Genomic DNA, 14,101 nt, shown 5'->3' with positions numbered 1-14,101 from the left:
AATCGTAAGGACAACATAATTTTTATTATATTATATTACTTACTTCATTGTCCAATATTGCGTCTTTTTACAATAATGATTTAGCGTATACAAAAAATATAATCCATTTCCAACCAATATTTACTACATGCAAAAAAATGAGGATTAGCAAAATTTACTTTACCGTAAGTCACTTCTTGTCCGTCACAATCTAAAATATTACCGCCGCTAGCTTTAATTAATGCATGACCTGCAGCTATATCCCACTCCATAGTTTGACCAAATTTGGGATATATATCAGCTTCACCTTCAGCAATTAAACATAATTTAATTGAACTACTTATTGTATTTATTTTACCGAATGAATAACTCCTTAAAAATTCTTTAGTAGCTTTATTTGAATTATAAAAACCTACTACAGCATTAGGCTCTTTATGTTTAGGTGCATGCTTCACAAATATTTCTTGAGAATTCTGTTCGATTTTTAATCGACCGTTTACATCAGTATAATACAGCTTTGCTGTTTCAGGATGATATATCAAACCGATAGTCGGAAAACCATTTTCAATCAGGCCTATATTTACCGTATATGTATTTTTACCATCTACATAGCTCCGTGTCCCATCAATAGGATCGATTAACCAAAAAGTATCACTGTTTAATATAGGTAGTGGCTGCTCTTCACATACTATTGCTATTTGAGATGTTAAGCTTTGTAAAGTCTGATAAATTATTTTACTAATTTCCTGATCTGCATTCGTGACCACAGAACCATCTGATTTAGTATCAATCAATATTCCTGTTTTTTTGATATCTAGTGCAACCTTACCAGTATTAATAATTAAATCTTTTAAAGCATTAATTAAATTGTCATTCATAATTATTTATTTAACATCTTTGCAGCCGTATCATCTTCTAACCACTGACCAGTATTTAAAAACGTAGATTGCTGAAACTCAGCAATTTGATTATCAGGTGATCCAGGCAACATTTGCCATCCAAAATATTCAATTCCATAATATCCTATATCAACCATACTTAAATAAGAGTCTATATTTTCTAAATCTTTTTTATTATTTGCAAAAATTACTATTTTTTTAGGTGGTATTGGTATAATGTTTAAGAACTCTATAAGAGTGTTAACTTTATTTAAATTACCGGTAAATATTATACCTAAATAAAAAATAGGAGCTTCAGCATCACTTGGATTAAATCTAAATACCTCTTTATCATTAACTTTACGAGTAAAATTAATATTGAGTCCATAAAGTATGGTATATAACCATCCTTCATAATTCTCAATTAAATTACATGGAGCTGTTATTTCTTGAAGACCTAATACTGTTGCACCTTGATTTTTCATCTTATTAATTAAATCTACCCATTGAGATTCAACAAGCATCATTTGACGCTGCACTATCAATTTTGCAATAGTTTTATTAACTGATGCGTTATGCGCTGCAAGACTATATAAATATTTCGTGAAATTAATATAAGCATTATCTTGATATCGAAATAATTTAGATTTAGGTGTGATGATAGTATTATCTATATTTATCAATACCAATGTATCTGCATCTACCTGTGGTAATAAATTTTGTATTGTTACCGAGTCTACAGAATAAGTAGGAATAATTTGACTATAACCTGCATATGCAATAACTAAGCAAAGTAAACTCAATAAAACTTTATTTATGCGTTTCATAAGAATTTTTACTTTTCGCATTATTATTCTTTAAAGGTGGATTATTTCTTTTGAGCTTATTTATTTGAGGTATTAAATCATTAATCATTTTAGTATAATATACAATATCTTTATGCGCTGAAATAGTTTTATTATTATAATGGTAACCAATAAATAATATATTAGAACTATGATTATTAAGCTGAAATTCCATAGAACGTATCAACTCTCTATTACTACTAATCAGTATAAAGCATTTTGGTATAAAATTAATTTGAATAAGAAAATTGAGTATCACTTGTGCGACTGATATATTATTACTAGTCAATATACCCTTATAAAATACTGGATAAGTATTAGCAAAACTATCTAAATTATTAAAAATAATATAATTATTGTTTGGAAAACTCTTTGAAAAATCAATATAAAAATTTTTTTTTAAATAATCAGCAAACCATATTTCAAATTTAGGAATATTATTAAAATTACCAGTAAACCCATTATTTACTGCTATTATTGGGATTTGACTATTACTAATTTCATTTACAAAACTTGGAAAATCAGATTCTTGTAATTCTTTTTTATAACTATCATTAGTTAAAATCAATTGTGCTATATAAATAATTTTAGAATTTTTATTAATTTGACTGAAAAGAGGAGCTAGCTCAAGATACCTACGCTGATCAATATATTCACCAATAGGTATACCAAAAGGCTTAAATAAAAACTTATCTAGAACCGTTACTACTAATAAATCCTGCGGTAGATAATTTTTATTATAATTTACTTTGAAATCTTGTGTTATTTTACTTAAACTATCCACTTCTATAATTTCTGCTTTCACTAAAGAAGTAACAATTAATAGTGGAATAAATAAAAATTTTCTAAACATGTACGATGTCCATTTTTAAAGATAAAATGTCACAAAATTTCTTAACCACATAGTACATAAGCTTTAAATCCACATTGTTACACTTGTTATACTATAAGTGTTATCATACTACAATACTAATATCAATGCATATTAAATTATTATAAATATATTCATAAGTTTTCTGTATAAAAACATCAAAATAAATATCTTGAGAGAATTATGTTTACACATTTACAAATTTACAATAGCCATACTATTTTATTCACACTTACCATACCATTACCTTTTATATTCAAAATACTACCAATTTATCCTGTACTAAGTACCTAAGTAGAGCTCAATCAATTAAGTCATTTACATTTGAAATGTGCTGTTAGTTAATTTAAAATCTATATCTCATATTATATAATTTAAATTACCTTTAATTAATCTTTTAATTACGACATTAATTATAGTTAAAGTTAATGGTAAATACTTATAAATGCATTTAAATGCTAATAACCTCTAAGCTGATCAATGTTTTACTATACTCTCTATTACACCACAATACTAACTCAACATTAATATTACTCTCTCATTAGTCTTCGTAGTATTCATTCTGATATACAATCAGATATTTGTTGACTTGATTAGATTTTTTTTAACATTATTTTAATTAATAATTACTTAGGATGTTAAATGAGATATTAGAAATATTGATCAAAATTATCTATTATAATTCTATCTTTTTATATATTTTTGAATTTTTAGCACTTGTATGACTGTGATATAATTGATTTATCTATACCGTTAAATACACTAGTTTATTTAAGTGTTTAGTATCTATTATATTATTTTCATTGTGCGATGCAGAATAATTCGTACCAAAAAGAATAAAAACTACTATAAGATAATACAAATTATTTTCGCTAATATTTTATTCGCATAATAAGCGATGGCAGATCTAGACCACAACTATTTTTTGTTTAAAGTAGGTATTAGCTTTGCTTACTGAATAAGATAACCGTTACTATACTTTTACTATGAATGTAATGGGAGTTCTTAACATATTTTGTAATAATGCTGTGTAAATCTATAGAGAGAAAGATTGCAAATGAGATAACTAGTAATGCTAATCTACACTATGATAGTTTAAAAAATCATACTTTCTAAGTACCTTTAGCTATAGGATAAACCATATTGCCTTTGTTACTTTTATATTGATAAGTAACTAAATTTTTACGTAGCAAGAGCCATTGAGAAATAAATCGTTTTAGATAAAAGACTAGAGTTAATAAAATATATCTATTATCGCATAATAATTTGCTTGAAATTAGTAACTTTGTCAGGACTCGTTTTGTTAGTAAATAATGTGCTTATAGTCTCTACGGTTTTACTGTTAAGTACTTTGGACCAAGCAAATCTTACAACTCACAAATAAATCTAAATACTAGAATATTTGTTCGATAAATATTAAGGATGACTCTTATTATTTACAATGTAGTTGTGTCCAATAAATTGTGAACATTATTATTTCACACTTTTTACAATAATTTTGGACTATATATCCTAATATATATAATTATTAAATCTTTAGAGTAACAATAGAATGCTGTACAGACTGTAAAATGCACTCAAGCTCAACTCGTGACTTGACCACGTTATACAAACAATAACTAATCACTAAAATTATAACTAATATTTTTTCTAGCAGAACTTATATCTTTTAAACGTTCACAAACTTTATCAAAAACTTGTTTAGGTAAGATATTTGAAGCATTAATTTGTAAAAATTTATCATCTTTCAATTTAATTGAAAAAGAAGGTTCTTGAAATTCTGGTCCATCAATTTCTCTCGCAATTTTTATATAATATCCAATTATATGACTGTTATAATAATCACTTTTACTAATCATTTTCTTAGCTATTTTATTAATCTGCATATCAGTTTTAGCAGTATAAGTAACTGTAAGAGCAATGCCTAGCATTAAACGCTGCCTTTGACTAAAAGGAATATCAGAAGATAATATAAATTCTGAAACAAAATTTGCTCTGAGCGTTTTATCAATATTTTTATTATATTGTGCTAGCATTATCGCGAGTTCAATAATAATAAGAGTCGTGGCATCAGAATTAATTAAAAGATATTGTAGTGCTTCAATATATTTTTCAATCTTACATATATTTTTATCAAAATTTACTAATCTTTTTACCCTTTCATAAATGATATCTTTTTCTGTTTCATGATACGGCAATGAGTCAAATCGCACTCCTTCTTTTAAACCGTAATTCGAGATAATAATTTTTTCTGGTGAAAAGACCTTAAGCATAGCTTTTATTACTAAAACTGCATTATAATTTATAGCTTTTTGCTCGTAATAACTAAGCTTTAATTTATCAATTTGCGATAATTTTTCTAAATATAATTCAAACTCTACACGATTTATTTCAAAATTATGTAAATTTTTAAGAGGATAATTTATAGACTCCATGTATATACGACTCATTAGACGTAATGCACCACCAATTAAATATAAATTAGGATAATGTGCAACTCCAAATTCCTCCTCTAGCATTTTAGTAATCAACCCAACATCACCAACATTGCTATTAGTAATAATTTTTGTACCGAGCGGCAATGATTTTAATTTACCAACTTTTTTATTACAAATATGTGCAAGCTCAAGACTACCTCCACCAAGATCAGCTACAATACCGAAAGCATCACTAATACCGGAAATCAATCCGGCAGCAGTTAAATAAGCTTCACGTTCACCTGAAATAATTTCAATATCAATATTGAATCGCTTTTTAATTATAGTTTTGAATTCATCTGCTTTAGGATGCCCTCTCAGTATAGCGGTTGCAACACATTTAATATTAGTAACAGATAGTTTGGTAAAAACATGTATAAGATACTGTATAGATAAATATGTTTGATGTTTTACATCTAAATTATCTAAATTAAGTAAGTTTGTAAGATAATTTCTAAATTTATAATTAAAAATTTCCGGTGCTCCAAGCTCATCACTCTCATAAACTACAGCTCTTAAAGCATTTGAACCGATATCAATAATAGCTGAACGCATTTGGGATCTTACTCATTATTTTCGATAGCAGTTGTTGTTTCAGTCTCTTTAGAAGCATCACTATTATTTGACACATGATTAAAGGGTACTTGAGTAGGTACAAAAGTCGGCGGTAATAATCTACTAGTAAAAAACTTATCTTCGTAATACTTAATTTTACGAGATTTTATAGGCGGGAAGGATTCAATTAAAACAATTTGCTCATCTCGCGGTAACTGTATTACTTCTTGAGGTAAAAGTAAAGCTCTTTGAACTTGAGATACATTTTGGGTTCTAGTAGAAATATTAAGGTCAAAAAATAAAGGTTTACTAAATGACCTTTGTTCTACAGTCTTATTACCAACAAGCTGCGATATTAAATTTGCAGTTTCATAGTTATTAGCAGCAAAGGTAATGCGATATGTGGAATTAGATAAGAAAGAATTCATACCGGCGTCCTCATATGTTCCTTTTAATTGCTGCGTATCTTGGATAATCAAAAATAACCGAACTCTATAACCTCTAAAATAAGCGATACCAGCTTTAAAAGTATCCATCTTTCCAAGAGTCGGGAACTCATCAAGTAAGAACATTACTCCATATGGTTCCTCCTTTAAATCAGGCATTTTACGGCTTAAAAATTCTGTAGCCTGCTGATAAAATACCTGCATTAATTTTTGCAAACGCTGTATATTATCAGGTGTTAATCCTACATACACTGTTGTTTTAACTTTTTTAAATTCTTGTATATTGAAGTCAGAAGATGCAGTAGCAGAATCAATAAGTGGATTTGCCCATAATTCAAGTGATGAATTCATTGTAGATATTACACCGGAACGCTCTTTATCAGCTTTTTGCAAAAATGCAGCAATATTCATATATGCAACAGGATGTATTACACCACCAAGCGTATCAAGTACAACGGCTAGATTATAAACTACATCGTCACTTCTCATTGTACGTACTACTTCACCGAAAGATTTAGTTTTAGTAGGATCAGCTATTAAATATAAAGTTACGCCTAAGAATAAACTACGTGCTTCATTGTTCCAAAAATCCTTTTCTGGCATTATAAGATTCGAAATTTTCTGTACATCATCAACCATTTGCCCAGGCTTAGTACTAACCCAATCAATCGGATTATAACAATGTGTAATACCATCTGGATTAGAAGGTTCCCAAACAAAAACTTTTTGCCCTTGTTTCTCACGCCAACCACTAGTCAAATTGTGATTTTCAAGCTTTATATCATGTACTACTACTGAATCAGTCCAAAATAAAAGGTTAGGTATTACAAAACCAACACCTTTACCTGAACCGGTAGGTGCGAATAATAAAGCATGCTGAAACCCATCTGCAACAAAATATCCACCAGCATCAACACCTATTAACATGCCTTTTTTTGATCTAAGACCAGCAGCTTCTATATCAGACTGATTAGCCCAACTAGCGTCACCATATACTTTTTCAGGCTGCTCAAAAAATTGTAATGATTTTATTCTTTGAAAATTTTTAATATAAAATATTATAACAATAATAGCAGGACCAAGAAGAGATATAATTAGCTTCAATTTCAAATAATTATAATCGGCAATTTTTAATTGCCGCCAAACATTAATAAGCCAGTAAGCCCACTTATAAGTAATATTTATAGCATTGATGTCTGCACCTAAAGCTCCGATCTCATTAGTAAAAATTGCAATAAACACACCACTGATCCAAATGGTGCAAAAAATAACAACCGGATGAATTATAGCATGACCGAATATATTCCTAGTAACTTTAAGTATCTTATGCCATTCCATAAATTAATATTCCTGATTTTGTTTCTTGATTTCATTCCTTACTCACTCTACTGTAATTACAGAGTAAGCGGGAAGTCAAAAAAAGTAAAATTATCTGAGTTTTATTTTCAGTATATTTAAACTTTTTTTATTATTTTACTGCATTCGCAATTATGCAGATAATATTGCTACTTAATATTGATACATATAGCATACAAAACTGTAGACAATTTTTAATTTAATAAAGAGCAATACGAAATATACGACTACACCATACATACTATAGTACGATAAGGATTAAATAACACAATACAACAACGCAAATTTTGCAAATTAAACTAACCTATAACATAGATTCAGAATTCTTATTTTTTTTGTAGTACACTTCTGAAACATATCTTTTCCCACCACTAGCACGTTTTAACTGCACAACAATATCTACAACACTTAAAATATACTTCTTTACTTCTTCAGGTGGCATACCAAGATCTGCTTGCATAACCATAAGCTTTAACTGTTCAATAGCCATAGCAGGACTATCAGCATGCAATGTTGATATTGAACCTGGATGACCTGTATTAATAGCACGCAAAAAACTAAAAGCTTCCTTACCTCGAAGCTCACCGACGATAATTCTATCCGGTCTTAAACGCAAACATGCCTCTATTAAATCTTGTGTAGTAACATTTGCACGCCCCTGCCCACCTTTAGAAGCAAGTAAATGTACTCTGTTAGGATGACTTGATAGTACAACTTCACGAGCATCTTCTACAGTAATTAATCTTTCTACTGCAGGTATTTCAGTAAGTGCGGCATTAGTAAAAGTAGTTTTACCAGTTGAAGTCCCACCACTAATTATGATATTTTTTTTTGAAATAACTGCATACCTAATAAATTCTTTAATTTTTTTTTCAGCTAAAAAATTATTTAAAATATCTGCATCTTCATCTACTAAACTCTCTGTTGCAGTGTTATCAAATGCTCCCATTTGAGCATATTCATCTAAAGTTAAATTCATACCACTAGGCTTTCTTATAGAATAAATGATTTGTCCTATCTCACACGCAGGAGGAAAGACTATTTGGATACGGTAGCCATTTGGCAAAGTTGCTGAAAGGAGCGGTTTTTCTTCCGAAATCATCTGTTCTGTAGATTGAGCAACTAAACGCCCTAATGCAAGTAGATGTTCGCTATCCAGTTCTGGTATTTGCTTAGAATATATATCTCCTCTTTTTTCAACCCATGCTTCTCCAGGCTTATTAACCATAATTTCATTAATACCATCTTCAGCAAATAAATTTTTAAAAGGTAGTAAAAATGTCTCTAAGGCTGCAAATTCTTCATTCATTTCATTACCTTCGATTTTAATAAAACGGTTCTTGGAAATTTATAATCCTTATTAACATATATTCTAATCGGTGTACCTTGATTAACCGTTGTCGTAGGCTTAAAATGCTGTTGAGTTATCATATTTTGTACAACATTAGTCACATCAGTAAAAGCTTGCGTAGAAGCTTGTTGTGCTTGTGTAGGAGTCGAGGCAATAGATGTAGTAGTAAGCAAATTTGAAGCTGCTGTATTAACTGCCTGTACTAATGTTTGAAGTCTCTGTTCAGAAGTATTGGCTGAAGAAGCATTTTGTGCTGTCGCACATGCTTGAGTCATAGTAGTATAAGCAATAGAAGTTTTATCAGTAATAGCAGCAAGTATATTAGTACAAATTGTAACTATCCTAGTATTTACATCAATAGCAGTATTAGACGAAATAGTTTGAGCTATATTTAATATTTGTGTTGCTGTAGCACTGTTGGTAGCCGCTGCTTGTGAATCTATAGGAGGTGGGACTAACTTATCTAGGATTTTAGCAAGACCTATATTAAAGCCAGATTGTAATACGGCATTTGCAAATTGTTCCTTATATTTATTATCAACCCTCCCCTGTAATCCAGGTCTACCCAAATTATCAACTGCAGGTGAGTCAAATTCTATGGTATAACCATTAGTTAAATCGACTCGATCCCATATGATAGAAACCCTACCGTAACTATCTGATGAAGTTGAAGTTGCATATTTACCGAATATTTTTGACCCTTTTGGTATTAATATCACTTTACCTTTTTCAGAAAATACGTCTCTACTAATAATTGCCCTTATTTCACCACCGAGATCACTATTTATTCCTGTCTCAAGCACTGCATCGATTAACTTACCGCGTCCAAGCAACAAAAACATATCACCACGATCTTTAAATGTCACCGCTTCTGTAATTTGTTCTGGTGTTTTTTTAGGCTCTACACCACCCACTAACACTATAGCTGATTTCCGTTTTGCTTCACGGCGTTGCTTCTCTGCATCACTCTCAACTAACGTTGATGAGGTCGTAGGTAACGACACCGGTGGCAATTGAAGTGTCTGCTCTTTATTCCCTTCTATAGAAATCGGAGGTAAAACAGGCGGAACTTCTACTACTGGCGGAGGAGGAGGCGGTGGTTGAAGCACTGTTGGCCTCTCAAGTTTAGGTGGATCTGGTAACTTTGGGATCTCTGGAATAATATCATTAACATCCGTAACAGGCGTTACAATATTACTCGGTATCTTAGTCTCAGGTATTTCTTCTTTTCTCATGTCAAAAAAAAGAGTATAAAAGATATATATAAGAATAGCACAAATTACCACTACTATTGCAATATTCTTATTAAAACTAACCGAAACTTTAGATAATTCCCTTTGTACCTCAGGTAAGTCTGTACCTGATAAAGAATCGGTATTATTATTGTTATTTTGCTCTGCAACCATATCTAAATTATTTTAGTTAAAGTGTTTTAGATTTAAAATTGTTATACTATGATTAAATTTACTGTATGGCCACCGTACACTACTAAAACCTTGCCATGTAATTACTATTTTTCTTAGGATAGTAAAATTTAATTACATATACTAAATCTCTTTCATTACCTATCATAAGTTCAGTAGAAGCGATATCAAATTCATATGTTCTTTTATTAGTTATAATCGTCATATTTGTACGAATATCTTTCTCAAGAGGCTTAATAAATAACCTATTTGCCAGAGGGGTTATTTTCCAAGCATAAGCATCCCCAAGAATTATATTTTGAATTTCTTCATTTTTAGCAAATTCTATATGCGATTGAAAGCCAAAATGCAAAACTAATAAATAAACTTCATTTGGATTATATATATAAGTTCTGATCCTATTATCTTTAGTTAAAGATAAATCATCTACATAATTATTACTAATACTATTAAATGAATCATCTACAACCGGACATGCACGTTGTGCTGTAAAACCACTTAATAATAGAAAAGCTAAAAAATAAAATCTAACTATTGTCATCGTCTACCCTATATCCGTTAACTTGAAACCCTACGGGATTTATGTCAAGTTCTGAATCTGTTAATTGCATAGGCACATAATCATAACTTACTACCGCGATTTTATTATAAACTAATTGGCTTCCTGATGTTTCATTTACAGAAAATCTAACTATGTATTTATCTTCTGCGATTTTAGACCATGACTTTATTACTAAAAATGTAGTATTATCTGCTTTATATTTTAAAGTAGGATCAAAATCTTTATTTCTTATATAGCCAAGATAATTATAATAAACAGCACTTGTTGAAAATAATCTGACTGTCGTACGAGCTATCGTTGCAAAATCAACTGGATTATATGTTTCACGTGCTGTTATATATTTCTTTATAAAATATCTTGTAAGAGACTCATCTACAGTTAACGTCGATGATGAAATAGGTTCTACAACCGCAGCACGTCCAGTATTACTATTAAGCTGGATCACAAAAGGATCAAACTGTTTAGACTTTACTACAAATGCTATGACCAAAGTTGATATAACCATAAAAATGGTTAGTAGTATTATTAATATGATCAGCAAATTTCTCTGAACAATTAATTTATCAGATCGCTCTTCATACCAATTCTGACTAATTTTTAAAGGATTAGTTGATTTAATACTTTCATGATTTTGTTTACCTCCTGAACCACTTTGCGTGTTATTACTTGATTTAAAGAAGCCAAATATATTATTCATATTCAAAGGTATTTTTATTATTACATTGTTATTGTATCAAATTATTACTTTTATACTATATTTAGTGCATTAATAGGTCTTCTGATACAAGGATTTACGCTTAAATTTGAATTATCATCTATATCGGCAGAAACGCACGGACTTTTAATTTCATAAGGAGCCGAAGGTGTGCATGATAACAATTGAGCGATCATAATGAATACTAATAGAAACTTTAATGATTTTAACATTCTAATTATACATGATTAAATTATCTTGTGACTATTTTAAAATTACCTTACTATAAAATAGTTCACAAGCATTTTTTGAAAAATCTATTTATAAATAGAAAAAAATATTAAAAAGATTGTAAATTGTTATACTCTGTAATAAATAACGAGTTAGTTATAAGAAGTGAAAAGTGGTAACGATGCATATACTAATACGTTGCTACCTACGATCTTATAAGTACACTGTAGTCAAATTGCATGAGTATAACATCATAACTATCATCAGGAGTTGAGATTATATAATGTTATTATAATATTTTAATTTTAAAGTTAAACAATATTTGGTATTGTAGCAACAATATAAAGTTATTTTTTAACTGAAATAACATTAAATTAACAAATTATAATCATAATATAATAATTATGATAGAGTGAAAACAGAATAAATTAGATTTTAATCTAGTCATTATGGACCAATTAACAAATGCAATAAAAGAATATATAAAATCCGGTGAATATTTTATTGATGCGAGAAAATGGTATAATTTTAAGTATATCTTACCGTTAAGTCATAGAAGTTTTCTACTCTTAACATGCACAATTTTTACATTATTATTAACATTAATTGGTGTAAATATCAACATATTGTTACCAATACAGAAAAAGGTAGGTTATTTAATAAAAGATGATTCAGAAAAACAAGCTACCATTACTAATACTAAATATTCAACATTAGCAAATCCTTATATTTCTGTTGCAAATATTATGCTTCAGAATTATGTAAAACAACGAGAAAAATACAATTATGATACATTAAAAGAACAATTCACTTTTATTAAAAATGCTTCTACGAGTATTGTTTATATGCAATTTGCTAATTTTATGAATATTGATAACTCATTATCACCTGTCATACGATATCAAAAGCTATATAGACGCTCAATTAATATAATATCAATTAACAATATCAATAATAACGAGGCAACTGTTACTTTTGAATCATTGGCACAAAATAATACTGGTGAAATCTTAGAAAATATGCTATGGGAAGCAAAAATTGGATTTATAATGGATTCTATCAGTACAAGTACATTACACAATATGCCGTTCCATTTTATAGTTACTAGTTACAAGCTAAAATTATTAAGAAATAAAAATCAGCAATAATATGAAGCCACTAATAATATTTTGTACTTTTATAATACTGACATTAGATGTATTTGCTCTTACTATGTCACGACCTCTAGGTCGAGACCCACGTCTAAGGGTTATGATTTATAACCCTGATGATGTTTTCAAATTCACAGGATATTATGGGTATCAAGCAAGTATAGAACTAGCAAAAGAGGAAGAAATAGTCAGTATTTCTATGGGAGATACTACATCATGGCAAATAGTACCTGCTGGTCATAGAATTTTTATTAAACCTATGGAACCAGATGCTACTACTAATATGACTTTAATTACTAATAAACGGACTTACTTCTTTGAACTATATGCAGCGGAAACTCTTGATATACGTGATCCTGAAATGGTGTTTAACGTAAAGTTTCTTTATCCGGATGACGAAAATGACAATATGAGCGGTCATATGCAAACTTTTTCTACAGCTCTAGCAAGCCCTGATCTTACTCATCCTGAAAAATATAATTTTAATTACTATATTAGCGGAAGTGAAGAAATAGCTCCTATTAAGATCTTTGACGATGGAGAATTTACTTATCTACAATTTAGAGATAAAAACGCCGAAATTTCTGGTATTTTTGCTGTAGACGATTCACTGCGAGAATCTTTAGTAAATTATCGTCTTGCTCAAGATAATCCTAACATGATCATCCTTGAACAAGTTTTCCCTAAGCTTGCTATACGTAAAGGTAAAAAAGTAACATGCGTATTTAATCATTCTTTCAAAGCATACTAATATCCAAAATATCATGAAGGATTTTATTAGAATACTAAACAAGTTTAGTATTAAATATTTTTAACTAGATTGCAATATCGGCACTAAAACATCTTATCAAAATAACAACTTAATTTTATGCATCTTCTAATATACTTTTTGACTTTGATCTTATTCACGAGCGGCTTATTCATAATGCTTACAAGCCATAATTATATTCATAAAATTATAGGACTTGGAATATTTCAAAGTCCAGTATTACTATTTTTTTTAAGTATTGGGAAAATTAAAACAGGCGGTGTACCTATTTTACAAGATGGCATCAATACTTATACTAGCCCTTTACCTCATGTATTAATACTAACTGCTATAGTAGTTGGATTCGCTACTCTTAGCGTAGCTTTAAGTTTAATATATCAAATATATAAACATTATGGTACAGTATCAGCAAATGAAGTTAATGTTGATAAATAAGATTGCATCGTTGTATGGATATTGAGTCATTATTGCAAGCAAAATTACGTAGTAATTCAACTTAGCAATGCAGTAAA

13 protein-coding genes are annotated in these 14,101 nt (G+C 29.4%); 3 read left to right on the top strand and 10 right to left on the bottom strand.

All coding sequences use genetic code 11. The features are described 5' to 3' along the window. Positions 1 to 80: 80 nt before the first annotated feature. The 10 genes from RT_RS01430 to RT_RS04385 all read right to left on the bottom strand — a co-directional run bounded on the left by RT_RS01430 (position 81) and on the right by RT_RS04385 (position 11,671). Positions 81 to 857 carry a 3'(2'),5'-bisphosphate nucleotidase CysQ gene (locus RT_RS01430; RefSeq protein ID WP_011190753.1) on the bottom strand — a complete coding sequence of 259 codons (777 nt, stop codon included), beginning with the start codon at positions 855 to 857 and terminating at the stop codon, positions 81 to 83. Positions 858 to 859: 2 nt separating this feature from the next. Continuing rightward, complete coding sequence (locus RT_RS01425) at positions 860 to 1,705, bottom strand: DUF2608 domain-containing protein (RefSeq protein WP_014419421.1); 846 nt, start codon at positions 1,703 to 1,705, stop codon at positions 860 to 862. Next, positions 1,668 to 2,555, bottom strand: a complete 888-nt coding sequence (locus tag RT_RS01420) for a DUF2608 domain-containing protein (protein WP_011190751.1) — start codon at positions 2,553 to 2,555, stop codon at positions 1,668 to 1,670. The genes RT_RS01425 and RT_RS01420 overlap by 38 nt, the downstream gene beginning before the upstream one ends. Before the next feature lie 1,637 nt (positions 2,556 to 4,192). Further along, positions 4,193 to 5,605 carry a Ppx/GppA phosphatase family protein gene (locus RT_RS01415; RefSeq protein WP_011190750.1) on the bottom strand — a complete coding sequence of 471 codons (1,413 nt, stop codon included), beginning with the start codon at positions 5,603 to 5,605 and terminating at the stop codon, positions 4,193 to 4,195. Positions 5,606 to 5,613: 8 nt separating this feature from the next. Further along, complete coding sequence (locus RT_RS01410) at positions 5,614 to 7,389, bottom strand: type IV secretory system conjugative DNA transfer family protein (protein ID WP_011190749.1); 1,776 nt, start codon at positions 7,387 to 7,389, stop codon at positions 5,614 to 5,616. 322 nt (positions 7,390 to 7,711) lie between these two features. Next, positions 7,712 to 8,716 carry a P-type DNA transfer ATPase VirB11 gene (gene virB11 / locus RT_RS01405; RefSeq protein WP_011190748.1) on the bottom strand — a complete coding sequence of 335 codons (1,005 nt, stop codon included), beginning with the start codon at positions 8,714 to 8,716 and terminating at the stop codon, positions 7,712 to 7,714. Then, complete coding sequence (locus tag RT_RS01400) at positions 8,713 to 10,164, bottom strand: TrbI/VirB10 family protein (protein ID WP_011190747.1); 1,452 nt, start codon at positions 10,162 to 10,164, stop codon at positions 8,713 to 8,715. Before RT_RS01400 ends, virB11 begins: the two co-directional genes overlap by 4 nt. A gap of 82 nt (positions 10,165 to 10,246) precedes the next feature. After that, the gene (locus RT_RS01395) at positions 10,247 to 10,723 is read right to left on the bottom strand and encodes a TrbG/VirB9 family P-type conjugative transfer protein (protein ID WP_011190746.1); all 477 of its coding nucleotides are present in this window, start codon (positions 10,721 to 10,723) and stop codon (positions 10,247 to 10,249) included. Continuing rightward, the gene (locus RT_RS01390) at positions 10,710 to 11,441 is read right to left on the bottom strand and encodes a virB8 family protein (RefSeq protein WP_011190745.1); all 732 of its coding nucleotides are present in this window, start codon (positions 11,439 to 11,441) and stop codon (positions 10,710 to 10,712) included. The genes RT_RS01395 and RT_RS01390 overlap by 14 nt, the downstream gene beginning before the upstream one ends. A 50-nt stretch (positions 11,442 to 11,491) precedes the next feature. After that, the gene (locus RT_RS04385) at positions 11,492 to 11,671 is read right to left on the bottom strand and encodes a DUF2706 domain-containing protein (protein ID WP_011190744.1); all 180 of its coding nucleotides are present in this window, start codon (positions 11,669 to 11,671) and stop codon (positions 11,492 to 11,494) included. A gap of 447 nt (positions 11,672 to 12,118) precedes the next feature. On the opposite strand from RT_RS04385, the gene RT_RS01385 reads away from it, so the two are divergent. The 3 genes from RT_RS01385 to RT_RS01375 all read left to right on the top strand — a co-directional run bounded on the left by RT_RS01385 (position 12,119) and on the right by RT_RS01375 (position 14,024). After that, positions 12,119 to 12,817, top strand: coding sequence for a virB8 family protein (locus RT_RS01385; protein ID WP_011190743.1), 699 nt, complete (start codon positions 12,119 to 12,121; stop codon positions 12,815 to 12,817). A 1-nt stretch (position 12,818) separates the two neighbouring features. Further along, positions 12,819 to 13,571 carry a P-type conjugative transfer protein VirB9 gene (gene virB9, locus RT_RS01380; RefSeq protein WP_011190742.1) on the top strand — a complete coding sequence of 251 codons (753 nt, stop codon included), beginning with the start codon at positions 12,819 to 12,821 and terminating at the stop codon, positions 13,569 to 13,571. Between the two features lie 117 nt (positions 13,572 to 13,688). Beyond that, entirely contained in the window at positions 13,689 to 14,024 is a 336-nt protein-coding gene (locus tag RT_RS01375) for a Na+/H+ antiporter subunit C (RefSeq protein ID WP_011190741.1), read from the top strand. Positions 14,025 to 14,101 lie beyond the last annotated feature (77 nt).

This window comes from Rickettsia typhi str. Wilmington (assembly GCF_000008045.1).
GTDB lineage: Bacteria > Pseudomonadota > Alphaproteobacteria > Rickettsiales > Rickettsiaceae > Rickettsia > Rickettsia typhi.
The sequence above is the reverse complement of the archived record's forward strand: the minus strand, read 5'-3'. Positions and strand labels throughout refer to the sequence as shown.

Bases quoted from the DNA above. Each gene is read 5' to 3' on its own strand.
- RT_RS01410 (WP_011190749.1), bottom strand. From the start codon at position 7,389: ATGGAATGGCATAAGATACTTAAAGTTACTAGGAATATATTCGGTCAT.
- virB9 (WP_011190742.1), top strand. From the start codon at position 12,819: ATGAAGCCACTAATAATATTTTGTACTTTTATAATACTGACATTAGAT.
- RT_RS01400 (WP_011190747.1), bottom strand. From the start codon at position 10,164: ATGGTTGCAGAGCAAAATAACAATAATAATACCGATTCTTTATCAGGT.
- RT_RS01390 (WP_011190745.1), bottom strand. From the start codon at position 11,441: ATGAATAATATATTTGGCTTCTTTAAATCAAGTAATAACACGCAAAGT.
- RT_RS01415 (WP_011190750.1), bottom strand. From the start codon at position 5,605: ATGCGTTCAGCTATTATTGATATCGGTTCAAATGCTTTAAGAGCTGTA.
- RT_RS01395 (WP_011190746.1), bottom strand. From the start codon at position 10,723: ATGACAATAGTTAGATTTTATTTTTTAGCTTTTCTATTATTAAGTGGT.
- RT_RS01425 (WP_014419421.1), bottom strand. From the start codon at position 1,705: ATGCGAAAAGTAAAAATTCTTATGAAACGCATAAATAAAGTTTTATTG.
- RT_RS01375 (WP_011190741.1), top strand. From the start codon at position 13,689: ATGCATCTTCTAATATACTTTTTGACTTTGATCTTATTCACGAGCGGC.
- RT_RS04385 (WP_011190744.1), bottom strand. From the start codon at position 11,671: ATGTTAAAATCATTAAAGTTTCTATTAGTATTCATTATGATCGCTCAA.
- virB11 (WP_011190748.1), bottom strand. From the start codon at position 8,716: ATGAATGAAGAATTTGCAGCCTTAGAGACATTTTTACTACCTTTTAAA.
- RT_RS01430 (WP_011190753.1), bottom strand. From the start codon at position 857: ATGAATGACAATTTAATTAATGCTTTAAAAGATTTAATTATTAATACT.
- RT_RS01385 (WP_011190743.1), top strand. From the start codon at position 12,119: ATGGACCAATTAACAAATGCAATAAAAGAATATATAAAATCCGGTGAA.
- RT_RS01420 (WP_011190751.1), bottom strand. From the start codon at position 2,555: ATGTTTAGAAAATTTTTATTTATTCCACTATTAATTGTTACTTCTTTA.